The 21,338-nt window shown below is 67.8% G+C and carries 19 protein-coding genes and 4 tRNA genes; 10 read left to right on the top strand and 13 right to left on the bottom strand.

Going from position 1 to position 21,338, the window contains the following annotated elements:
* Positions 1-223 precede the first annotated feature (223 nt).
* From ACOMD9_RS00195 to ACOMD9_RS00180, 4 genes are all read right to left on the bottom strand, one after another.
* Positions 224-298 (bottom strand) — tRNA-His (locus ACOMD9_RS00195).
* Between the two features lie 44 nt (positions 299-342).
* Positions 343-417 (bottom strand) — tRNA-His (locus tag ACOMD9_RS00190).
* A gap of 42 nt (positions 418-459) precedes the next feature.
* A tRNA-Arg gene (locus ACOMD9_RS00185) sits at positions 460-536 on the bottom strand.
* Between the two features lie 68 nt (positions 537-604).
* Positions 605-681: transfer RNA gene (locus ACOMD9_RS00180), tRNA-Pro, on the bottom strand.
* Between the two features lie 212 nt (positions 682-893).
* On the opposite strand from ACOMD9_RS00180, the gene folD reads away from it, so the two are divergent.
* The 3 genes from folD to mtnN all read left to right on the top strand — a co-directional run bounded on the left by folD (position 894) and on the right by mtnN (position 3,070).
* Complete coding sequence (gene folD / locus ACOMD9_RS00175) at positions 894-1,772, top strand: bifunctional methylenetetrahydrofolate dehydrogenase/methenyltetrahydrofolate cyclohydrolase FolD (RefSeq protein ID WP_421411351.1); 879 nt, start codon at positions 894-896, stop codon at positions 1,770-1,772.
* Between the two features lie 90 nt (positions 1,773-1,862).
* Complete coding sequence (locus tag ACOMD9_RS00170) at positions 1,863-2,327, top strand: S-ribosylhomocysteine lyase (RefSeq protein WP_421411349.1); 465 nt, start codon at positions 1,863-1,865, stop codon at positions 2,325-2,327.
* Positions 2,324-3,070: a 5'-methylthioadenosine/S-adenosylhomocysteine nucleosidase gene (gene mtnN / locus ACOMD9_RS00165; protein ID WP_421411348.1), complete on the top strand. Its 747-nt coding sequence runs from the start codon at positions 2,324-2,326 to the stop codon at positions 3,068-3,070. The genes ACOMD9_RS00170 and mtnN overlap by 4 nt, the downstream gene beginning before the upstream one ends.
* A 94-nt stretch (positions 3,071-3,164) precedes the next feature.
* Here mtnN and pyrC read toward each other — a convergent pair whose 3' ends face one another.
* Positions 3,165-4,202, bottom strand: coding sequence for a dihydroorotase (gene pyrC, locus ACOMD9_RS00160; RefSeq protein WP_421411347.1), 1,038 nt, complete (start codon positions 4,200-4,202; stop codon positions 3,165-3,167).
* Between the two features lie 169 nt (positions 4,203-4,371).
* On the opposite strand from pyrC, the gene ACOMD9_RS00155 reads away from it, so the two are divergent.
* Entirely contained in the window at positions 4,372-4,797 is a 426-nt protein-coding gene (locus ACOMD9_RS00155) for a hypothetical protein (RefSeq protein WP_421411346.1), read from the top strand.
* On the opposite strand, the gene ACOMD9_RS00150 is transcribed toward ACOMD9_RS00155, so the two are convergent.
* From ACOMD9_RS00150 to ACOMD9_RS00130, 5 genes are all read right to left on the bottom strand, one after another.
* Entirely contained in the window at positions 4,798-6,039 is a 1,242-nt protein-coding gene (locus ACOMD9_RS00150) for an NAD(P)/FAD-dependent oxidoreductase (protein WP_421411344.1), read from the bottom strand.
* 141 nt (positions 6,040-6,180) lie between these two features.
* Positions 6,181-6,630, bottom strand: coding sequence for a tellurite resistance TerB family protein (locus tag ACOMD9_RS00145; RefSeq protein WP_421411342.1), 450 nt, complete (start codon positions 6,628-6,630; stop codon positions 6,181-6,183).
* A 131-nt stretch (positions 6,631-6,761) separates the two neighbouring features.
* Positions 6,762-8,051 carry a TRAP transporter large permease gene (locus tag ACOMD9_RS00140; RefSeq protein ID WP_421411340.1) on the bottom strand — a complete coding sequence of 430 codons (1,290 nt, stop codon included), beginning with the start codon at positions 8,049-8,051 and terminating at the stop codon, positions 6,762-6,764.
* Positions 8,051-8,593, bottom strand: a complete 543-nt coding sequence (locus tag ACOMD9_RS00135) for a TRAP transporter small permease (protein WP_421411338.1) — start codon at positions 8,591-8,593, stop codon at positions 8,051-8,053. The genes ACOMD9_RS00140 and ACOMD9_RS00135 overlap by 1 nt, the downstream gene beginning before the upstream one ends.
* 81 nt (positions 8,594-8,674) lie before the next feature.
* Positions 8,675-9,649: a TRAP transporter substrate-binding protein gene (locus ACOMD9_RS00130; RefSeq protein ID WP_421411336.1), complete on the bottom strand. Its 975-nt coding sequence runs from the start codon at positions 9,647-9,649 to the stop codon at positions 8,675-8,677.
* 301 nt (positions 9,650-9,950) lie between these two features.
* On the opposite strand from ACOMD9_RS00130, the gene ACOMD9_RS00125 reads away from it, so the two are divergent.
* The gene (locus tag ACOMD9_RS00125; protein WP_421411334.1) at positions 9,951-10,724 is read left to right on the top strand and encodes an SDR family NAD(P)-dependent oxidoreductase; all 774 of its coding nucleotides are present in this window, start codon (positions 9,951-9,953) and stop codon (positions 10,722-10,724) included.
* A gap of 11 nt (positions 10,725-10,735) precedes the next feature.
* Here the strand turns inward: ACOMD9_RS00125 and ACOMD9_RS00120 are convergent, their stop codons facing one another.
* The gene (locus ACOMD9_RS00120) at positions 10,736-11,623 is read right to left on the bottom strand and encodes a LysR family transcriptional regulator (protein WP_421411332.1); all 888 of its coding nucleotides are present in this window, start codon (positions 11,621-11,623) and stop codon (positions 10,736-10,738) included.
* A gap of 151 nt (positions 11,624-11,774) precedes the next feature.
* Here ACOMD9_RS00120 and ACOMD9_RS00115 point away from each other — a divergent pair, with 151 nt between their 5' ends.
* Complete coding sequence (locus ACOMD9_RS00115) at positions 11,775-12,980, top strand: CaiB/BaiF CoA transferase family protein (protein ID WP_421411329.1); 1,206 nt, start codon at positions 11,775-11,777, stop codon at positions 12,978-12,980.
* Between the two features lie 21 nt (positions 12,981-13,001).
* Positions 13,002-13,928 carry a hydroxymethylglutaryl-CoA lyase gene (locus tag ACOMD9_RS00110; protein WP_421411327.1) on the top strand — a complete coding sequence of 309 codons (927 nt, stop codon included), beginning with the start codon at positions 13,002-13,004 and terminating at the stop codon, positions 13,926-13,928.
* Positions 13,929-13,944: 16 nt separating this feature from the next.
* Here ACOMD9_RS00110 and ACOMD9_RS00105 read toward each other — a convergent pair whose 3' ends face one another.
* Positions 13,945-16,758 (bottom strand): bifunctional diguanylate cyclase/phosphodiesterase, encoded by a 2,814-nt coding sequence (locus ACOMD9_RS00105; protein WP_421411324.1) that lies wholly within the window; start codon positions 16,756-16,758, stop codon positions 13,945-13,947.
* A 218-nt stretch (positions 16,759-16,976) separates the two neighbouring features.
* Entirely contained in the window at positions 16,977-17,645 is a 669-nt protein-coding gene (locus ACOMD9_RS00100; protein ID WP_421411321.1) for a GntR family transcriptional regulator, read from the bottom strand.
* Between the two features lie 235 nt (positions 17,646-17,880).
* Between ACOMD9_RS00100 and ACOMD9_RS00095 the strand changes: the two genes are divergently transcribed.
* The 3 genes from ACOMD9_RS00095 (at position 17,881) to ACOMD9_RS00085 (ending at position 21,334) form a co-directional block, all read left to right on the top strand.
* The gene (locus tag ACOMD9_RS00095) at positions 17,881-19,434 is read left to right on the top strand and encodes an ABC transporter substrate-binding protein (protein WP_421411318.1); all 1,554 of its coding nucleotides are present in this window, start codon (positions 17,881-17,883) and stop codon (positions 19,432-19,434) included.
* A gap of 89 nt (positions 19,435-19,523) precedes the next feature.
* Positions 19,524-20,501, top strand: coding sequence for an ABC transporter permease (locus ACOMD9_RS00090; RefSeq protein WP_421411315.1), 978 nt, complete (start codon positions 19,524-19,526; stop codon positions 20,499-20,501).
* Entirely contained in the window at positions 20,498-21,334 is an 837-nt protein-coding gene (locus ACOMD9_RS00085; RefSeq protein ID WP_421411313.1) for an ABC transporter permease, read from the top strand. The genes ACOMD9_RS00090 and ACOMD9_RS00085 overlap by 4 nt, the downstream gene beginning before the upstream one ends.
* Positions 21,335-21,338: the final 4 nt, after the last annotated feature.

Here is a 21,338-nt window from a genome sequence, read left to right as displayed (position 1 = left end):
AATCCCGCCCGGTACTGGCAAGCACCATACCCGGCAAATGGGGGCGCCGGGGCGCATTGCAAGGGATTCCGGCGAAAAAGTGCGGATCGAGTGACGTCACCGGTGCAGGCGGCATCGACGCGGGAGGAACACGGGACAGGGAACGGGTCGCGCGCAACGCCCGAAGGGCGACCGCGATGCAGGATGATCCGGAGAAGACGGGGAACAGGCGAGGGTCAAGGAGTGGGGTGGATGATGGGGATCGAACCCACGACCACCGGAGCCACAATCCGGGGCTCTACCACTGAGCTACATCCACCACTGCCTTGATTGCCTGATGCCGCTACCGCTGAGGTGCCGGGATGGGGTGGATGATGGGGATCGAACCCACGACCACCGGAGCCACAATCCGGGGCTCTACCACTGAGCTACATCCACCATCTCGACACTCGCTCGACCGGGGCTCACCGCCACCGCAGGTGGCACGCCCAGCAGGACTCGAACCTGCAACCTACGGCTTAGAAGGCCGTTGCTCTATCCGGTTGAGCTATGGGCGCATTCTACGTTCCAGGACACATGACCGCAACCCTTGAGTGAAAAATAAAGCAATTCAATCAACGAGTTGTGGTCGGGGTGGAGGGATTCGAACCCCCGACATCCTGCTCCCAAAGCAGGCGCGCTACCAGACTGCGCTACACCCCGACGGTGATCAAGCGACCCTGGCGCCGCCGCAGGGGCCTCGCCAAGCGCTGCGTATTCTACGGAACTTTCCCCCGGGGTCAAGTACGAGCAGCGTCGTGCCGGGCACCACCGCTTTGCCTCAGCGGCGTGGCATGCGAAAATCGGCAGCCTTCTGCCCGCGCGGATGCCTCCGGCGCCCGCACCGCCCACCGCTCACCACCAGGGGAAGTTCGATGACAGCCCAACTGATCGATGGCAAGGCCATTGCCGCCCGAGTCCGCCAGCAGGTCGCCCGCCAGGTACAGGTGCGCCATGAGGCCGGCGCTCGCACCCCGGGCCTCGCCGTGGTGCTGGTGGGAGAGGATCCGGCCTCTGCCGTCTACGTGCGCAACAAGCACAATGCCTGCGTCGAGGCCGGCATCGAATCCTTCCGCCACCAGCTGCCGGCCGAGACCTCCCAGGCGGAACTCGAGTCGCTGGTCGACCGCCTCAACGCCGATCCGCGCGTCGACGGCATCCTGGTGCAGCTGCCGCTCCCCGAGCATCTCGACGCCCGCCCGATCCTCGAGCGCATCCTTCCCCACAAGGATATCGACGGCTTCCACCCCTACAACCTGGGGCGCCTGGCGCAACGCCTGCCGATGCTGCGCCCCTGCACCCCCAAGGGCGTGATGACCCTGCTGCAGGAAACCGGCCTGAAGGTCCGTGGCCTGGACGCCACCGTGGTGGGCGCCTCCAACATCGTCGGCCGCCCCATGGCACTCGAACTGATGCTCGCCGGCTGCACCACCACCGTCTGCCACCGGTTCACCCGCGACCTGGAGTCGCACGTGCGCCGCGCGGAGCTGCTGGTGGTCGCGGTGGGCAAGCCCGGCATCGTCAAGGGCGAGTGGGTGCGTGACGGCGCCATCGTCATCGACGTGGGCATCAACCGCCAGGAGGACGGTCGCCTGGTGGGTGACGTGGAATTCGGCCCCGCGGCCGAGCGTGCCAGCTGGATCACCCCGGTGCCCGGTGGCGTCGGCCCCATGACCGTGGCCTCGCTGCTGGAGAACACCCTGGTCGCGGCGGAACTCCACGACGCCATGGCGACCGCCCACCAGCCGGCCTGACGGCCGACACATGCACGACGGCGCACAGTCGGCTAGAATGCGCGCCCGACTCTGCCGAGACGCCCACCCACCGCAGCGAGAGATCCGTCGATGAGCGACAAGATGAACGTGGAAAGCTTCAACCTGGATCACACCAGGGTGAAGGCCCCCTATGTCCGCCTGGCCGACATCAAGACCGGCGAGAACGGCGATCGCATCCACAAGTACGACATGCGCATCTGCCAGCCCAACCGGGAGCACATGGAGATGCCGGCGCTGCACTCCCTGGAACACCTGATGGCCGAGCTGTCGCGCAACCACTCCGATCGCATCGTCGACATCAGCCCCATGGGCTGCCAGACCGGCTTCTACGTGGCACTGATCAACCACGACGACTACGACGACGTGCTGACGCTGCTGCAGAAGACCCTGGAGGACGTCCTCGAAGCCGACGAGGTGCCCGCCTGCAACGAGATGCAGTGCGGCTGGGCCGCCAGCCACAGCCTGGAGGGTGCCAAGCAGATCGCCCGCGGCTTCCTCGCCGGGCGCCACGAGTGGACGGACGTCTTCGCATGAAGCGCATCGGCATCATCGGTGCCATGGCCCAGGAGGTCGAGCACCTGGCCTCGCTGCTGGAAGGACGGCGTACACGCTCCCATGTCGGCTGCACCTTCCATCATGGGCGCCTCCACGGGGTCGATGTGGTGATCCTGCAATCGGGGATCGGCAAGGTCAACGCCGCCATCGGCACCACCCTGCTGCTGGATGTCTACCAGCCCGAGGCGATCATCAACACCGGCTCGGCCGGCGGCTTCGGCGAGGGGCTGGAGATCGGTGACATCGTGGTCTCCAGCGAGGTGCGCCACCACGACGTGGACGCCGTGGTCTTCGGCTACGAGCACGGCCAGGTGCCCCGGATGCCCGCTGCCTACCTGCCGGACGACCGGCTGGTCAGGGTGGCCCGCGAGAGCGTCGAGGCCCTCGGCGAGGTGCGCGTGGTCGAGGGGCTGATCGCCACCGGCGACGTCTTCATGGCCTGCCCCGAGCTGGTGTCGAAGACCCGCTCACGGTTTCCCACCATGCTCGCCGCCGAGATGGAGGCCGCGGCCATCGCCCAGACCTGCCACCTCTATGGCTGCCCGTTCGTGGTGATCCGCGCGCTCTCCGACATCGCCGGCGGCGGCGACAACCACCTCTCCTTCGCGCAGTTCCTGGAGAAGGCCGCCGACCACTCCGCCCGCATGGTCGAATCGATGGTTCACCGGCTGGCCGAGCCTCTCGACCAGGCCAGACCGCAGCCGGTCGCCGACCAGGAATAGCCCCGCGGGGGCATCCCCGCGTTTCTCCCTGCGTCGCCAGCCTGTTCGCCGAACGAGGCACCGGGGCTGCCCCCACAGGGGCAGCCTCGGCGCTTCATCCCTTCAGCTTCCACTGCAGCGTCTCGCCCGCCAGCAGCGGCACGATGCGCTGGCCACCGGCATAGGGCAGCGACTCGGGCAACTGCCAGGGCTCGCGCGCCAGGGTGATGGTGTCGGTGTTGCGCGGCAGGCCGTAGAAGTCCGGACCGAAGTGGCTGGCGAAACCCTCGAGGCGCTCCAGGGCCCCGGCCTGCTCGAAGGCCGTGGCGTAGAGCTCGATCGCCGCCGGCGCGGTATAGGCACCGGCACAGCCGCAGGCGCTCTCCTTGTCGCCCTGGGCATGGGGCGCACTGTCGGTGCCGAGGAAGAACTTGCCGCTCCCCGACGTCGCCGCCGCCAGCAGCGCCTGGCGATGGCGCTCGCGCTTGAGGATCGGCAGGCAGTAGTAGTGGGGGCGAATGCCCCCCACCAGCATGTGGTTGCGGTTGAACAGCAGGTGGTGGACGGTGATGGTGGCCGCCACGTTGGCCGGCGCCGCGGCCACGAACGCCGCCGCGTCCTCGGTGGTGATGTGCTCGAACACCACCCTGAGGTCCGGGTGACGGTCGAGCAGCGGCTTCATGACCCGCTCGATGAACACCGCCTCGCGATCGAAGATGTCGATCTCGGCGCTGGTCACCTCGCCATGCACCAGCAGCGGGATACCCAGGCGCGCCATCGCGCCGACGGCCGCGTCGCAGTTCGCCAGGTCGGTGACGCCGGAGTCCGAGTTGGTGGTGGCCCCGGCGGGATAGAGCTTGACTGCCTGCACCAGGCCGCTGGCCGCGGCCCGTTCGATCTCCTCGGCCGGGGTGTTGTCGGTGAGGTAGAGCGTCATCAACGGCTCGAAGCGGCTGCCCTCGGGCAGGACCGCCCGGATCCGCTCGCGATAGGCCCGGGCCTGCTCGACGGTCGTCACGGGCGGCTTGAGGTTGGGCATGATGATGGCGCGACCCATCTGGTGGGCACTCGCGGCCACCACGGCGGCGAGCGCCTCGCCGTCGCGCAGGTGGAGGTGCCAGTCGTCGGGGCGGGTCAGGGTGATCGAGTTCACGGCGCGTCCTGTATCGAAGTGGTCTGTCGGGCAATGCGCCCAGTATACCGGAAGCGGAGACGTCCGACTGCCGCCGGCCCGCCCTTCCCCACCCTGCCGAAGGCGTGCCGACACTTCCCCCGGCGCCGATTTGCCGTATCATGCCGGCAGATCCAACGAGGGAGACATCATGCCGAAGGTGCGCCACTACGCCGATCTGGTAGCCATCCTGGCCGGGCTCATGTGGCTGGCGGTATTCTGGTCGGTGAGCATCTCTGCCCGCATCGGCAGCCTCGAGCCCACCCTCGCCGCGATACTGGCACTGGGCAGCATGATCCTGGTGAGCTTCGCCCATCGCCCCATCCGGGTCCTGCTGCGCCGCTACCACGTGCGCAAGCGGCGCACCGAGATGTGGATGCACATCCTCGCCCTGCCGCTCACCCTGGCCTTCCTGCTGGGCATCGTCATCGAGAACCTCATCACCCCCCTCAGCGGCCCCCAGAAGATGCTGCTGTTCAACGTGCTGGCCACCGCGGGCTGGGGCGTCTTCGTGCTCACCCTGCTGGTCAAGTGGCTCATCCATCGCGTCAACGGCCGCCGCCAGGGCGGCAGCTGATCAGAAACGGTCGGCGCGGAAGGGCGCCATGTCGATCGACGTCGGCTCGCCGTCGATCATCTCGGCCAGCAACTTCCCGGTGGCCGGCCCCAGGGTGAACCCCTGGTGGCCGTGCCCGAACGCGAGCCAGAGCCCCTGGCGACCGGGTGCCGGGCCGATCACCGGCTTCATGTCCGGGGTGCAGGGCCGCGCGCCCTTCCAGGGCTCGGGATCGAGCCGCTCGCCCAGGGGGAAGAAGCGCCGCGCCGCCCGCTCGGCCGCGTCCAGCTGGCCATGGCGTGCCGGCGCCTCGCGGCGTGCCAGCTCGGCCCCGGTCGTCAGGCGGATGCCCGCGCGCATGGGCGCCAGCACATAGCCCACCTCGGCATCCATGGTCCAGTGGCCGAGGCGCGCCTCCCCCTGGGTGGCATAGTGCATGTGATAACCGCGCTTGACGAACAGCGGGATCGACAGCCCCTGGCGCGCCAGCCAGTCGCCCGACCAGGGCCCCATGGCCAGCACCAGCTCCCCCGCCTCCAGCGCCCCCTGGTCGGTCGCCACGCGCCACCCCGATCCCGACCGGCCGATATCCTCGACAGCGGCCCGCATCACCCGGCCACCCTCGGCCTCGAAGGCCGCGGCGTAGGCCTGGACCAGGGCCCCGGGATCGGCCACCGACCAGGCGTCCAGCCAGTGGATGGCCCCCGCCAGCCCGCCGGCCAGGTGCGGCTCCAGGGCATGCAGGGCGGCCGCGTCCAGCGGCCGGTGATTGACCTGGAAACGCGAGGCGACCTCCTCGGCCTCGCGACGCTCGGCCTCCAGTCCCTCGGCGGTGCGATAGACCTCGAGCCACCCCTCCTTGCGCACCAGCCCCTCGGCACCGGCGGCCTCGATCATCGGAGCATGGGTGTCGAGGGAGAGGGCGATGAGCGAGGCATACTCGGGCACGATGCTCTCGTAGCGACGCGGCGCGGACTGGTGCCAGTAGGCGAGCAGCGGGCTGGCCGCCCGCACCACCCCATCGATGCGATAGCGGATGTCGACGGCCCGGTTCGGCAGCACCCGCGCCAGGGTGGCCAGATCGCGCGGGAAGGCATAGGGCTTGACCGCCTCGCGCTGGATGAGGCCGGCGTTGCCGAAGGAGGTCTCGAGCCCCGGCTCGCGGCGGTCCACCAGCACCACCGAGTGGCCGCGGCGGGCCAGATGCCAGGCAATCGACACGCCGACCATGCCGGCCCCCAGTACGATGATCTCGCGAGACATCCCTCTCTCCCCGTGGTTGGCCACGCTGTCGCGGGCAATACAGAGGCTCCCCCGGCCGGGGGAGCCTGACCTGACGACCATTCTAGCAAGGGGATGACGCCGATGGAGCCGGCCCGGATCAAGTGATCGAGTGCCCGGCCGCTACCCCTCCTGCGCCCTGAGCTTGGCGCGTATGAAGTCCGAGTGGCTGACGTGGAGCAGATCGGCCAGCTGGCGGATGCGGTGCTCCTCCAGGGCATTGTGGCCGGCGTCGGCGTTGGCCAGCGCCCACATCATGTAGACCAGCTCACAGCGCTTCCCGTAGGCATAGTGTTGCTTGATCAGGCTCACGAACTGGTAATGGTCCACCGAGGTCTCGACCTCTTCGCGGGCCATCTCCATCAGCTCCTCCACCGCGGCGTCGTGCAGGTGGAGGTGGGCCTTGAGCAACTCGCGCAGGGCAGCCAGCTGCGTCGCATCGGTGTGGTAGTCGGCCCGCATCACCTCGCAGAGCAGCGCCGCGGTGGCCAGCTCCAGGGTGGGGGCGGGATCGTCGGCCGTATCGGGTTCGGCCAGGACCTGCTGGAAGAATCGCTGAATACTCGCGAGCATATCGGACTCCCTGCTGTGTCCCGACGTATGACCCGCCGCGGCCCCCGGCGTTCAGCGGCGACGGAGCCTGGCCTTCCGTGCCGCTGTCGCCACCCCGTCGAGGGGCCCTGGCAGCCCCTTGCCGCGGGTCGTCAGTAGCCCAGCACCTCCGGCAGCCAGGTCGCCACCGGGGGCGTCGCGATCAGGATCAGGATGGTGGCGAGTATCGGCACCAGGAAGGGCAGTACCGACATCACCACCTGGCTGTAGCGCAGCCGGGTGATGCCCACCATCAGGAACAGCACGTTGCCGAAGGGCGGCGTGATGACCCCCACCGACAGGGTGATGACCATGACGATGCCGAAGTGGATCGGATCCAGGCCGGCGGCCAGGGCCGCCGGGACCACGATGGGCGTGAAGATCAGGATGCTCTCGACCACCGACATGAAGCAGCCGATCAGCAGGAAGAAGAGCGCGAAGGCCAGCAGCAGCATCACCGTGGGCATGTCGATCCCCGCGACCTGGGCGGCCAGCGCCTGGGGAATGCCGATGCGCACCAGGATCCAGCCGTAGAAGCTCGACACGGCAATGATCACCAGGATCGCCACGCTGAACATCAGGGTACGGCGAAAGGCGTGGTAGAGATCCTTCAGCGACAGGTCGCGATAGACCAGCCCTCCCAGCACGATGGCGTAGAGCGATGCCACGGCGCCGGCCTCGGTGGGCGTGAAGAAGCCCGTCCAGATGCCGCCGACGATGATCGCCGGCATCATCAGCGGCAGGATGGCACGGCGACCGCTGCGCAGGACCTCGCCGGCGTCGAAGGGTGTCGGCGCCGGCATCACCACCCGCCGCGACATCACCAGCGTCATGCTCATCAGCAACAGGGCCATGAGGATGCCCGGCAGCAGTCCCGCCATGAACAGCGCCCCGATGCTCACGTTGGCCAGCCAGCCGTAGACCACCAGGGCGATGCTCGGCGGCAGGATCGGCCCGATCACGCTCGAGGCCGCGGTGACCCCGGTGGCGTAGCCCAGGTCATAGCCGCGCTCCTTCATCGCCTTGATCTCGATGCTGCCGAGGCCGGCGGCATCGGCCACCGCGGTACCCGACATGGTGGCGAAGATGGAACTCGCCACCACGTTGGCATGCCCCAGGCCGCCCCTGGTGAAGCCCACCAGGGCCGTGGCGAAGTCGAAGATCCGTGTCGTCGTCGAGCCGGTATTCATGATGTTGGCGGCGAGGATGAACAGGGGAATCGCCAGCAGGGTGAAGTTGTTGAGCGTCTGCACCATGCGCAGTGACATCAGTTCCACCGGCAGGCCGCTGGCACTGGTCACCGCCAGGGCGACGAAGGAGGTGATGCCGATGGCCACCACCACCGGCAACCCGATGATCATCAGCACCAGCAGGCCACCCACGAAGATCAGCAGCTCCAGCATCAGGGGCTCTCCTGGTGGGTGTCGGCCACCGGCTGCCAGTCGACCATGCCGCGCAGCGTCTGCCAGGCGGACAGCACGGCCATGCCGGCGAAGCCGAGGAAGATGCCGTAGTAGAGGTAACTGAAGCTGATGCCCAGGGACACCGTGCGGTTGTTGGCGCTCATGTCCGACATGATCCAGGCCCCCCAGGCGGCCAGCACGAAGAAGCCGCAGGAGAGCAGTGCAGTGAGGCGGTACTGCACGGCCCGGGCGCGACGGGACAGGCGGTGGCTGAAGAGGTCCACCAGCAGGTGCTCACCGCGCACCCAGGCCGACAGCGAACCGAAGCCCACCGCATAGATGGCCAGCAGGGACGCGATCTCCTCGGTCCAGGGCAGGCCGGCCCCGATGATGTCGCGCACCACCACGGCGGCCACGATCATGAGCAGGACGCTGGCCAGCAGCAGCACGCCGATGGCGTCGCAGACCAGGGTCACGCCCCTGAGCAGGTAGAAGGCCGTTCGGTCGACGCGGCCCCTCGGTATCCCGGAAACTTGCAACACTTGGGGTATCCCCTTTCACGAAGCAGCGGCGCCCCGAGGCGCCGCTGCGATTCCGCACGGACCGGACAGGGTCGCCGACGCTCAGTCGTCGCTGCCCAGGGCGTCTTCCATCACCCCGTCGGCCATCTCGGAGAGGATCCGCTCGATGGCCGGGAGGGCGGCCTGGCGGAAGGGCTCGACATCGGGCTCGATGACGGTCATGCCCTCCTTCTGCAGTTCCTCGAGGTAGAACTCGTCGAGCTCGCGCTCACGCTCGGTACCATGCTGGCGCGCCACATGGATCGCCTCGGTGATCAGCGCCTGATCCTCCTCGTCCAGGCCTTCCCACCAGCGCTTGCTGGCCACCCAGTTCCACGGGAACATCACGTGGCTGGTCATGATGATGTGGTCCTGGACCTCCCACAGCCGGCGGGTGTAGGGCGAGGAGAGCGAGTTCTCGTGGCCGTCGACCTGCCCGGTCTGCATCGCCAGGTAGATCTCCGGCGCCGGCACGTTGACCACCTGGGCACCGATCTCCCCCCACACCTCGAGCCACACCGGCAGCGACGGCAGGCGCAGACGGAAGCCGTCGAGATCCTCGGGTGAATGGATCGCCTTGTTGGCGGTCATGTGCCGCGGCCCGCGATGCTGGGTCCCGAAGTACTTGAGGCCGCCCTTCTCCTCGGCGATCTCGATCAAGCGCTGGCCCGAGGGACTCTCCATGTAGGCGTCGACCTCGTCCCAGGTGGAGAAGACGAAGGGCACGGTGATGGCATCGTATTCCGGCGCATACTGCTGGCGCCAGTTGCCGCCGGTGATGGAGATCTGGGTCTGGCCCAGGTTGAGCAGCTCGAGCACGGCGTTCTCGCCGCCCAGCGAACCGGCCAGGAAGGGGCGCACGTCGAAGCGACCCGGCGCCTGCTCCTCGAGGTACTCGGCGAAGCGCTCGACGGCGGCACTCTCGGAGCCCCCCTCGCTCATGGTGTTGTTGACCTGGATCTCGATGGCGCTGGCGGCCGCCAGGGGCGCCGTGAAGATGCCGAGGGTAGCCAGCGTGGCGATCAGTGATTTCCGCATCGGTTCTCTCCCTACGGGGTTCTCGTTATGGGTGCGGTGATTGTTGTGTGTCAGCCAGCAAGCGTGGCTGTGACCTGCGATGGTCCTTCGATCTTGAAACAAGCTCGAGCGAGGCTCAAATCGGCGTTGATGAAGGCTGCCTTCGCCTATCGCGATACCAGACGATACGCCCCAGGGGCCTCCGATCCCGAGAAGATTCGCGCCGCATGCGACCAAAGACCAATACCGCGGAGCGCTGGCGAGGCACTTCACTGGCATGACGACGCATCCGCCACCGGCCCTGGCCGCAGGAGAATTCACCATGCACGAAGCCCGCCCCGTCGTCTTCATCACCGGCGCCACCTCGGGGATCGGCGCCGCCTGTGCCCGGCGCTTCGCCGCCGCCGGCTGGGCGCTGGTCCTCACCGGTCGCCGCGCCGAGCGGCTCGCGGCCCTGCAGCGTGAACTCGGCAACGCGGTGCCGGTCCATGTCGCCGCGCTCGACGTCACCGACCATGCCGCCGTGGCCCGGGTCGTCGACGCGCTGCCGACCGCCTTCGCCGGCGTGCGGGTGCTGCTCAACAATGCCGGGCTGGCCCTGGGCAAGGGGCCGGCCCAGCAGGCCGATCTCGACGACTGGCACCGCATGATCGACACCAACATCAAGGGGCTGGTCAACGTCACCCGCCTGCTGCTGCCGCGCCTGATCGAGACCGGCCCCGGCGCCACGGTGATCAACATCGGCTCCATCGCCGGTCACACGCCCTACCCCGGCGGCCACGTCTACGGCGCCAGCAAGGCCTTCGTCGAGCAGTTCAGCTACAACCTGCGCTGCGATGTCAGCGGCAGCGGCGTACGCGTCACCGACCTGGCCCCGGGCATGACCGAGAGCGAGTTCACCCTGGTGCGCATGAAGGGCGACCACGACGTCGTCGACGACTACTACCGCGGTACCCGGGCCCTGCAGCCCGAGGACGTGGCCGCGCAGGCGCTGCATGTGGCCGAGCTGCCTCCCCATGTGAACATCACCCGCCTGGAGGTCACGCCGCTGTGCCAGCAGTGGTCACCCTTCACGATCCTGCGCGACGCGCCCTGAGCCCCTCGGCATCAGGGCTTCACCAGATCGTCGACCAGGTGCCGGGCGATCACCGGCAGGGTCTCGTAGCGGCGCACGCCGATCACCAGCTCGCGCCTGGCCCAGGGATCGGCGAGGGGGATGCTGTTCAGCTCCAGGTCGCGCAGGTCACGGTAGATCGTCCGCTCGGGCAGGACCCCCACGCCCATGCCGTGGTGGATCATGCGGCAGATGGCATCGAAGCTGCGCACCTGGATGCGCATGCGCAGGGTCCTGCCGGCCCGGCTGGCCTGCTCGAAGAGCAGCGACTGCAGCGAGGTGTCCTGCTGCAGGCCGATGAAGTCGAAGTCGGTGGCCTCGTGCAGGCACACCTCCTCCCGGTCGGCGAGGGGATGCCCCCGGGGCGTCATCAGCACCAGGCGGTCACTGCGGTAGGGCAGCACCTGCAGGTCGCCGGCGTCCACATGGGCGGCGAAGATGCCCACGTCGGCCATGCCATCGCGCACGGCAGCGATGACCTCCCCGCTGATCCGCTCCTGCAGGTCGATCTTGATCTGCGGGTAGCGCCGCGAGAAGGCGCTCAGGTCCTGGGGCAGGAAGGCGATGATCGCCGAGGTGTTGGAGTGGATGCGCACATGGCCGCGAATCCCCTCGCCGTACTCGCTGAGCTCCGCCTCGAGCCGCTCGATGTTCTCGAGGATACGGCGGGCATGGTGCAGGAACGCCTGGCCGGCCGGGGTCAGGTCCACCCCGCGGGAACGTCGATAGAGCAGCGAGGTCCCCACCAGGGCCTCGAGATCGCTGATGCGCTTGCTCACCGCCGCAAGCGCCAGGTGCTCCCGCTCCGCGGCGGCCGTCAGCCGCCCCTCGTCGGCGACGGAGACGAACAGCTTGAGGGTGACGAAATCGAAGCGGCGCATGGGCGCTCTCCGGCCGGGAGCTGAGGGGCGGCGATGAACGACTATCCTGACACAGGACTTCGTTGATCACGAAACCCGGATTCCCCATTGCCTAATTGCGGGTGCCCCACCGCTGACGCATCCTGACGGGACAACGTACGAGGAGTACCCCATGACGACCCCGGAGACACGCCAGCTCCCCCTGGCCGACCTGAAGGTGCTGGAGCTCGGCCAGCTCATCGCCGGCCCCTTCGCCACCAAGCTGCTCGGCGAGTTCGGCGCCGACGTGATCAAGGTCGAGCCCCCCGGCACCGGCGACCCGCTTCGCAAATGGCGAATGATCGAGGACGGCACCTCGCTCTGGTGGCACGTCCAGACCCGCAACAAGCGCTCGGTCTCGCTGGACCTGCGTTCGACCGAGGGCCAGGACCTGGTGCGCCGGCTCGCCGCCGAGGCCGACGTCCTGGTGGAGAACTTCCGTCCCGGCACCCTGGAGGGCTGGGGACTGGGCTGGGAGGAGCTGTCGGCGGCGAATCCCGGGCTGATCATGGTGCGCGTCTCCGGCTACGGCCAGACCGGCCCCTACCGCGACAAGCCCGGCTTCGGCGTCATCGGCGAGGCCATGGGCGGGTTGCGCTACCTCACCGGCCAGCCCGGCGAGCCCTCGGTCCGGGTCGGGGTCAGCATCGGCGATTCGCTGTCGGCACTCTATGCGGTGATCGGCACCCTGCTGGCCCTGCAGGAGCGCCAGCGCAGTGGCCTGGGCCAGGAGATCGACGTGGCGCTCTACGAGTCGGTCTTCGCCATGATGGAGAGCCTGCTGCCGGAGTACGACGCCAGCGGCGAGATCCGCCAGCCCAGCGGCAGCGCCCTGCCCGGCATCACCCCCTCCAACGCCTACCGCTGCCTCGAGGGCGACTACGTGCTGATCGCCGGCAACGGTGACAGCATCTTCAGGCGCCTGATGCAAGTGATCGAGCGCCCCGACCTGGGCGAGGCCCCCGAACTGGCCCACAACGACGGCCGCACCCGCCGCGCGGCGGAGATCGATGCCGCCATCGAGGCCTGGACACGCCAGCGCCCCCGCGAGGAGATCCTCGCCACGCTCGACGCCGCCCGGGTACCGGTCGGCTACCCCTATACCGCTGCCGACATCGCCACCGACCCCCACTACCTGGCGCGGGAGATGATCCAGACCTTCACCCGCCCCGACGGCCGGCCGCTCAAGGTGCCCGGGGTGCTGCCCAGGCTCAGCGCCACACCCGGACGGCTCGGCAACGGCGGCCCGGCCCTCGGCCAGCATACCGACGAGGTGCTCGACGAGCTGGGCATCGACGAGGCGACCCGCGCCAGGCTGCGCAGCGCCGGCATCATCTGACCACGACACCGGGAGAACGGCATGACACGTCTTCAGATCAACGAGGTGGCCCCCCGCGACGGCCTGCAGATCGAGGCCGCCTTCGTGCCCACCGAGGAGAAGGTCCGCTGGATCGACGCCCTCTCGGCCACCGGCCTGGCCCGCATCGAGGCCACCGCCTTCGTGTCGCCGAAGGCGGTCCCGGCGCTGGCCGACGCCGCCGAGGTGGTGGCCGGTATCACCCGCCGTCCGGGGGTCGGCATCACCGCGCTGGTGCCCAACGTGCGCGGCGCCGAGCGGGCCCTGGCCTGCGAGGTCGACGAGATCAACCTGGTGATGTCGGCAAGTGTCTCCCATGGCCGGGCCAACCTGCGCATGACGCCGGACCAGTCGCTCGAGCAGTTCGCCGCCATCGTCGAGACCGTGCGCGCCCACCCGCAGGGGCGGGATGTCTTCATCAATGCCTCGCTCTCCACCAGCTTCGGCTGCCCCTTCGAGGGCGAGGTGGCAGAGGCCCGGGTACTCGACCTGGTGGGGCGCCAGCTGGCACTCGGCGTGCAGGGCGTGACCCTGTGCGACACCACCGGCATGGCCAACCCGGCCCAGGTGGGGCGCCTCTGCGAGGCAGTGCTCGAACGCTGGCCCGACACCCCCTTCACCCTGCACTTCCACAACACCCGCGGCATGGGCCTGGCCAATGCCCTGGCCGCCTGGCAGGCCGGCATCATCCGTTTCGACGCCTCGCTGGGCGGGCTCGGCGGTTGTCCCTTCGCCCCCGGCGCCACCGGCAATGTCTGCACCGAGGACCTGGTGCACATGTTCGAGCAGATGGGAATCGCCACCGGCGTGGACCTGGACGCGCTGCTGGCGGTCTCGGCGACCCTGCCGGACCTGGTGGGACACGACACCCCGGGGCAGGTGGTCAAGGCCGGCAAGGCGGATCGCCGCTATCCGATGCCTTCCCGATGATGACGGCGCCGGTTGCTCAGCGCCCTTCTCCCGCCTCTGACAGGATATCGGCGAAATACGCCTCGAAATCGACCGGCGTCATCGGCCGGCCGAAGTGGTAGCCCTGTACCTCGTCACACTGCAGCGCGTGAAGCGGGGCCAGGAGATGCTCGCCCTCGACCCCCTCGGCGATGACCCGCAACCCCAGGCCATGGGCCATCTGGACGATCGCCTTGACGATGCTGTGGCTGTCGGGATTGCGATCCAGGTCGCGGACGAAGGATTGATCGATCTTGAGCTTGTTGACGGCGAAGTGTCTGAGGTAGCCGAGGTTGGAGTAGCCGGTACCGAAATCGTCGATGGCCAGGTTCACGCCGAGGGCTTTCAGCCGCTGCAGCGTCGCCAGCAGCCCCTCCTGACGGTGCAGCAGCATCGACTCGGTCAGCTCCAGTTCCAGGTACTCGGGCGGAAGCCCGGTGGTCGAGAGAATCTCGTCGACCAGCTCGTCCAGGTCGCCGTGGCGGAACTGCACCGCCGACAGGTTGACCGCCACGCTGAGTGGCGGCAGGCCACGCGAGCGCCATGCCATCGCCTGACGACAGGCCTCCTGCAGCACCCACTCACCGATGGGGATGATAAGGCCGCTGTCCTCGGCCAGCGGAATGAAGCGGTCCGGCGTCACCACCCCGAGTTCCGGATGGTGCCAGCGGATCAGGGCCTCGACCCCCACGACCCGCCGGCTGGCCAGGTCCAGCTGCGGCTGATAGCTCAGGCGCAGTTCATTGCGCTCAACGGCGCCGCGCAGCTTGCTCAGGATGTCCAGCCGCTCCTGGGCGCTGGCGAGCATGGCCGCCTCGAAGAAGCGGTAGGTATTCCGGCCCATGTACTTCGCAGCATACATCGCCATGTCGGCGCAGCGGAACAGCGCCCCGAAGGAACGCGCATCGCGAGCGAAGAGCGCAACCCCCATCGAGGCCGTGACGGTGAGCTCGTTACCGTCTACCGTGATCGGCCAGCCGATCACCTGGCGAAGCCGGTTCAGGCATTCCCGACAGGCCTCCTCTTCCTCCACCTCGGTGAGAAGCAGAAGGAATTCGTCCGCCCCGTAGCGACACAGCAAGTCGTGGCCCTCGATCCCGTCGCGTAGCCGCGTGCCGATCGTACGCAGCAGGGCATCGCCGGCCGCGTGGCCCAGCGAATCGTTGATGTCCTTGAAGTTGTCGAGATCCAGATAGACCAGGGCGGCGGCCACCTCATGCGGCGCTCCCTTCGCCAGACGGGCCGTCACCAGTTCCTCGAAGAGCACCTTGTTGGGCAGCCCGGTCAGCGTATCGTAATGGGCCAGACGCTCGATCTTCTGGCTGGTCAACTTGCGTTCGGTGATGTCGCGCACGAAGCAGAAGAAGGCATGGTTGGGGGGCGTGCCCAGCAGGTTGATGCTGATCTCGACATCGACAAGGCCCCCACCCCGGCGTTGCCAGCGGCTCTCGTAACGCGCCTGCCCGTGGCGGACGATCCTGGAGAGCCCCTCGACAATGGCATTGGCGTCCTGGGCCGCCTCGATGTCCGTCAACTCGAGGGCAACCAGCTCGCTACGGGGGTATCCGGTCAGGCTCACGGCAGCGTCATTCACTTCCAGGATACGGCCGCGGGCATCCAGCACCATGACGCCATCCATCGAGGTGCGGATCATCATCCCGTAACGCGCCTCGATCCGCCGATGCTCGGTCACGTCCGTGGCAATGCCGCCGCTGCCCAGCAGGTCGCCGTGCTCGTCCAGCAACGGGAAATGAATAGTTTCGAAGCAGCGCACTTCGCCGGCTACGGAAATCTCCTCGCTGACGAGGATCGGCTGTTTCTCCAACCGTGCCCGTCTATCGTGTCGCTCCAACACGCTCGCCACCGCTTCCGGCATCCGCTCATGGAAGCGGTACCCCGGGAGGCACCGGGGTTCGCTCCCCACCAGTGCCTCGCAGGCGTCATTGGCCAGGGTGAAACGACCCTCACGGTCGGTGAGAAAGATCGCCGCCGGTGAGTGCTCCACGAAGGCGGAGTTCAGGGTCTGCGTCCGTTTCAGTTCGGCCGTGCGGTCCACCACCAGGGATTCCAGGTTGCGTTCATGCCGTTTCAGGTCGCGAAACAGCAGCTGGAACGGCGAGACCAGGGCGGTGAACAGGATGGCGCGATAGAGCAGGTAGGTCGAGACGAACAGGAAGTAGTGGCCCACCTCGTTGGCCATGCCGAACACATCCGCATAGCGGGTAAAGGCGACACTGCTCAAGGCACTGAAGAGAATCGCCGCCAGCAGTAGATGCAGCACATCGGGGTCGAAGCGCTCCCGGTGATGGAGCAACAGCACCATGCTGGCCACGAGCACGGCGATGGTCACGTATTCGCTGATGATCTTGAACGGCGTCAGCCCCTGACCGTCGAGGAAGCTATCGGGAAAGTGCCCGGTGAAGATGCTGACACCAATCGCCAGACCGGCCAGGGCGAAGCCGTAGGCCATGGCCGTCGCCCGGGGCGTCCGATTCGCAGAGTAGGCGGCGATCACAAAGGCCCCCGCTTCCAGGTAGCGAAAGCCGATCCACAGCTGCGTCGGCAGATTGGCGTCATCGCCAGGAAACACGCCCATGCCGCGGTAGGCCAGCACGTGCAGCAGCTCGAGCACCGCGATGGCGGCGCTGGCCACGCCGATCGTGGTGAAGAAGCCATGGGCAGCCCAGTGTCGCGTGTGCCAGGCCAGGGTAAAGATACCGGCCAGCACGACGACGCGACTCAGATCGACCAGGGTGTGGAAGAGCAGATAGTTGTGGCCAGCCACCCAGTGCAGCACGAGCAGAAAGAGCATCAGGGAGGCCACCTGAGGCCAACCGATCACACGAGCGATGTTCATCCGTGACAGTGATCCCTGTGGGCAGTCGACCGGGGTGTCATGGGGCAGACGAAGCTTCTCGATACCCTACCGATGGTAACAATCACCATCCCATCGATTTTGACTGATATCAAGAGAAGCTTGCCATGCCTGCCCCTGAACGCAAGGGGATGGGTACCGCCGATGGACGCTCGTCACGGCGATTTGGCAATCGCTTCCACGACAAAATCACGCGCGACGCCGATATGGTAGTCGATGGCGGCGCGACAGCGGAGGGGGTCCCGGCTCGCCAGCGCCTCGAGCAGCAGGTGGTGGCTGGTGGAGATGCTGTCGGGGTCCTCGTGGGTCTTGGCGATCAACGCGATGCAGAGCCTCAGCTCATGGGCCAGGCCGTCGAAGCTCTGGAGCAGGCGTCGGTTGCCGGCCAGCGCGATCATCAGCCGGTGGAAGGCCAGGTCCTCCTCGATGCGGCGACTCTCGCTCTCCCCGGCCGCCGCCTCGCACAGCCGCTCGACCTGGCGGGTCAGGGCCGCCTCGGCCTCGGCGTCGTAGCGCAGCGCCAGGCGCTCGATGGCGTGTCGCTCCAGGCACAGCCGGAGGTCGAAGACATCCCCCAGCTCGTCGGCATCCAGCGCCCTGACGAAGAAACCCTTGCGCGGCAGCGACACCAGCAGCCCGCGGCTCTCCAGCAGGCGCGCGGCCTCACGCACCGGGGCACGGCTCACCCCCAGGTCACGGGCCAGCTGCACCTCGGAGAGGCGCTCGCCGGGGGCATACTCCTGGTCGATGATCGCCTGGGTCAGGTAATCCGCCACCTGCTCCACCAGGTTCCGCGGCTGGATCAGGCGGGATGGGCCACTCATCGGCGGGGACCCCATGGCAGCATCCCCGACGGGGTGTCGTTGTGGTGCTCGTTCACGTCTCGCTCCATTCCACCGGCCCCCAGGCGGGGCCGTCATGGGCCAAGTATGGCGCAAGGGAGCGCAATGTCGACCGTCGATTGCCGACTGTCGACAGTTCTCGGGACCACTGCTAAGGTCAAACAGGCTGCTTCGCTACCTTTCCCACAACAATCGCAACAAGCAAGGGACGGACACGATGAAGAAACCACTGGCCATCGCCATCGCTGCGGCGGCAGTCGCCGCTGCCGCCGCCCACGCCGACGAGCCCAGGGCCGGCGGCGTGATCGACACCATCATCCAGCCCGAGCCGCCGGGCCTGGTGCTGGGGATGATCCAGAACGCCCCCACCCGTACCGTGGCCGGCAACATCTACGAGGGCCTGCTGCGCTATACCACCGACCTGGAGCCCCGGCCCCAGCTCGCCGAATCCTGGGAGGTCAGCGACGACGGGCGCACCTGGACCTTCCACCTGCGCGACGACGTCAGCTGGCACGATGGCGAACCCTTCACCGCCGAGGACGTGGTCTTCTCCGCCGATGTCTTCCACCGCGAACTCAACCCCAGCGCCCGGGCCGTGCTGCAGCACGTGGACTCCATCGAGGCCACCGACGACCACACCGTCGTCTTCACCCTCGAGAAGCCCTTCGGCCCCTTCCTGATCTCCTTCGAGGCCGGCACCTTCACCATGGTGCCCAAGCACATCTACGAGGGCACCGAGTTCCGCGACAACGAGGCGAACAACCATCCCATCGGCACCGGGCCCTTCAAGTTCGACAACTGGGACCGCGGCACCGTCATCCAGCTGGTGAAGAACGAGGAGTACTACGAGGAGGGCCAGCCCTACCTCGACGGCATCAACTGGCACATCATCCCGGATGGCGCCTCCCGCGCGGTGGCCTACGAGAACGGCACCGTCGACGTGCTGCCCTACGGCACCGTCGAGAACTTCGACATCCCGCGCCTCACGGAGATGGACAACACCTGCGTGACCGAGGAGGGGCACGAATACTTCAGCCCCTTCGCCATGCTGTGGATGAACAACCGCGAGGGCCCCACCGCCGACAAGCGCTTCCGCCAGGCGGTGATGCATGCCATGGACCGCGAGTTCGCCCGCAACGTGCTGTGGAACGGGCTGGGCAAGGTCCCCCTGGGTGCCTTCGGCTCCAACGCCAGGTTCCAGAACCCGGACCTCGACCCCTACGACCACGATCCGGATCGCGCCCGCGAACTGCTCGACGAGATGGGCTATGACGGCGAGGAGGTGCGCCTGCTGCCCCTGCCCTACGGCGAGACCTGGACGCGCTGGGCCGAGGCCGTGCAGCAGAACCTGAAGGAAGTGGGCATCAACGTGCGCACCGAGGCCACCGACGTGGGCGGCTGGAACCAGCGCCTCGGCGACTGGGACTACGACCTCGCCTTCACCTACCTCTACCAGTATGGCGACCCGGCGCTGGGGATCTCGCGCACCTACCTCTCCAGCAACATCGAGAAGGGCTCGCCCTGGAACAACGTCGAGGGCTACGAGAACGAGCGCGTCGACGCGCTGTTCAACGAGGCCGCCACCGCCTTCCCCGACGAGGAGCGCGAGGCCCTCTACCACGAGGTGCAGGAGCTCCTGCAGGAAGACGTGCCGGTCGGCTGGCTGCTGGAGCTCGGCTTCCCGACGATCTACCGTTGCGACGTCAAGGACCTGGTGACCTCGGGCGTGGGCGTCAACGACGGCTTCAAGGATGCCTGGCTCGATCGCTGAACGGTGGTGCAGGCCGGCATGACGGGGGGCGGCAGGGGCCGCCCCTCCCCGCTCCCCATCACGACCCTCCCCTTGCCCGAGGCCCTCGCATGCTCTATGCCCGACTGATCACGATGCGGCTGCTGAAGGCCGTGATCGTGCTGTTCATGATCATCATCTTCAACTTCATCCTGATCCAGCTGGCCCCCGGCGACCCCGCCGCCATCCTCGCCGGCGAGGCGGGCGCCACCGACGAGGAGTTCCTGCGCCAGCTGCGCGAGCGCTTCGGCCTCGACCAGCCCGTCCACGTTCAACTGTGGCGCTATGTCTCCGGCGTCGCCATGCTCGACTTCGGCTTCTCCTATCGCCAGCAGATGCCGGTGCTCGACCTCATCCTGGCCCGCCTGCCGGCCACCCTGCTGCTCACCGGCACCGCCTTCGTGCTGTCGCTGGTGCTGGGTATCGTTGCCGGCTCGCTGGCCGCCGCCCGGGTCAAGAAGCCCTCGGGCTCGATCATCATGGCCCTGGCCCTGGTGTTCTATGCCACCCCGCTGTTCTGGGTCGCGCTGATGTCGGTGGTGCTGTTCTCGGTCTACCTCGACCTGCTGCCGGCCTACGGCATGTTCACCGTGGGCGCCGGGCACACCGGCCTGGCACTGGTGCTCGACGTCGGCAGACACCTGGTGCTGCCGGCCACCACCCTGGCGCTGTTCTTCATGGCCATCTACACGCGGATGACCCGCGCCTCGATGCTCGAGGCCAGCCAGCAGGACTACGTCAAGACCGCCCGGGCCAAGGGGCTGAAGAACGGCGTGATCCAGCGCCGCCACATCCTGCGCAACGCCCTGCTGCCGATCATCACCCTGGCCGGCCTGCAGGCGGGCCAGATGGTGGGCGGGGCCATCCTCACCGAGACGGTGTTCGCCTGGCCCGGCATCGGCCGGCTGATGTTCGAGGCCCTGCAGCAGCGCGACTACAACCTGCTGCTGGGTATCTTCTTCTTCTCGGCGGCCCTGGTGATCGTGTTCAACATCATCACCGACCTCGTCTACCGCCTGGCCGACCCGCGCATCAAGGAGGCGTCATGAGTTTCTTCGCCCGCTTCGCCCAGAACCGCGGTGCCCTGGTGGGGCTGATCATCCTGGTGGCGATCATCCTGATGGCGATACTCGCCCCCTTCCTGTTTCCCGAGTCTCCCTGGCGCATGGTCCAGCGCCCCTTCCTCGCCCCCCTGGAGGTCGAGGGCTTCTGGCTCGGCACCGACACCATGGGGCGCAACGTCGCCGCCGGGCTGATGCACGGGGCCTGGGTGTCGCTGCTGATCGGGCTGGTGTCGACCACGGTGGCCCTGGCCATCGGCGTGCCGCTGGGCGCCATCGCCGGCTACTATGGCGGCCTGGTCGACGACGCCCTGATGCGCTTCACCGAGTTCTTCCAGACCATCCCCAACTTCGCCCTGGCCATCGTGCTGGTGGCGATCATGCAGCCCAGCATCGTCTCCATCGTGCTGGCCATCGCCATCGTCAGCTGGCCACCGGTGGCGCGCCTGGTGCGGGCCGAGTTCATGTCGCTGCGCCATCGCGAATATGTCGAGGCGGCACGGCTGGTCGGCCAGACCAACCGGACCATCATCCTGCGCCAGATCCTGCCCAACACCCTGTCGCCGATCATCGTGCTGGCCTCGCTGATGGTGGCCACCGCCATCCTGCTGGAGTCCGCCCTCTCGTTCCTGGGACTCGGCGATCCCAACGTGATGTCCTGGGGCTACATGATCGGCGCGGCACGCACGGTGATCCGCCAGGCCTGGTGGCTCAGCTTCTTCCCCGGGGTGGCGATCCTGCTCACCGTTCTCGCCCTCAACCTGGTGGGTGAAGGCCTGGACGATGCCCTGAACCCCAAGCTTGCCCGCGAACGCTCCTGAAGAG

The organism is Halomonas terrestris (assembly GCF_049166755.1).
Taxonomy (GTDB): Bacteria; Pseudomonadota; Gammaproteobacteria; order Pseudomonadales; family Halomonadaceae; genus Halomonas.
Note: the sequence above shows the minus strand (reverse complement) of the source record. Positions and strands in the feature narration are given on the sequence as shown.

Excerpts from the sequence above, each read along its gene's own strand:
- folD (WP_421411351.1), top strand. The coding sequence starts at position 894 with ATGACAGCCCAACTGATCGATGGCAAGGCCATTGCCGCCCGAGTCCGC.
- ACOMD9_RS00170 (WP_421411349.1), top strand. The coding sequence starts at position 1,863 with ATGAGCGACAAGATGAACGTGGAAAGCTTCAACCTGGATCACACCAGG.
- mtnN (WP_421411348.1), top strand. The coding sequence starts at position 2,324 with ATGAAGCGCATCGGCATCATCGGTGCCATGGCCCAGGAGGTCGAGCAC.
- ACOMD9_RS00155 (WP_421411346.1), top strand. The coding sequence starts at position 4,372 with ATGCCGAAGGTGCGCCACTACGCCGATCTGGTAGCCATCCTGGCCGGG.
- ACOMD9_RS00150 (WP_421411344.1), bottom strand. The coding sequence starts at position 6,039 with ATGTCTCGCGAGATCATCGTACTGGGGGCCGGCATGGTCGGCGTGTCG.
- ACOMD9_RS00145 (WP_421411342.1), bottom strand. The coding sequence starts at position 6,630 with ATGCTCGCGAGTATTCAGCGATTCTTCCAGCAGGTCCTGGCCGAACCC.
- ACOMD9_RS00140 (WP_421411340.1), bottom strand. The coding sequence starts at position 8,051 with ATGCTGGAGCTGCTGATCTTCGTGGGTGGCCTGCTGGTGCTGATGATC.
- ACOMD9_RS00130 (WP_421411336.1), bottom strand. The coding sequence starts at position 9,649 with ATGCGGAAATCACTGATCGCCACGCTGGCTACCCTCGGCATCTTCACG.
- ACOMD9_RS00125 (WP_421411334.1), top strand. The coding sequence starts at position 9,951 with ATGCACGAAGCCCGCCCCGTCGTCTTCATCACCGGCGCCACCTCGGGG.
- ACOMD9_RS00120 (WP_421411332.1), bottom strand. The coding sequence starts at position 11,623 with ATGCGCCGCTTCGATTTCGTCACCCTCAAGCTGTTCGTCTCCGTCGCC.
- ACOMD9_RS00115 (WP_421411329.1), top strand. The coding sequence starts at position 11,775 with ATGACGACCCCGGAGACACGCCAGCTCCCCCTGGCCGACCTGAAGGTG.
- ACOMD9_RS00110 (WP_421411327.1), top strand. The coding sequence starts at position 13,002 with ATGACACGTCTTCAGATCAACGAGGTGGCCCCCCGCGACGGCCTGCAG.
- ACOMD9_RS00105 (WP_421411324.1), bottom strand. The coding sequence starts at position 16,758 with ATGCTCTTTCTGCTCGTGCTGCACTGGGTGGCTGGCCACAACTATCTG.
- ACOMD9_RS00100 (WP_421411321.1), bottom strand. The coding sequence starts at position 17,645 with ATGAGTGGCCCATCCCGCCTGATCCAGCCGCGGAACCTGGTGGAGCAG.
- ACOMD9_RS00095 (WP_421411318.1), top strand. The coding sequence starts at position 17,881 with ATGAAGAAACCACTGGCCATCGCCATCGCTGCGGCGGCAGTCGCCGCT.
- ACOMD9_RS00090 (WP_421411315.1), top strand. The coding sequence starts at position 19,524 with ATGCTCTATGCCCGACTGATCACGATGCGGCTGCTGAAGGCCGTGATC.
- ACOMD9_RS00085 (WP_421411313.1), top strand. The coding sequence starts at position 20,498 with ATGAGTTTCTTCGCCCGCTTCGCCCAGAACCGCGGTGCCCTGGTGGGG.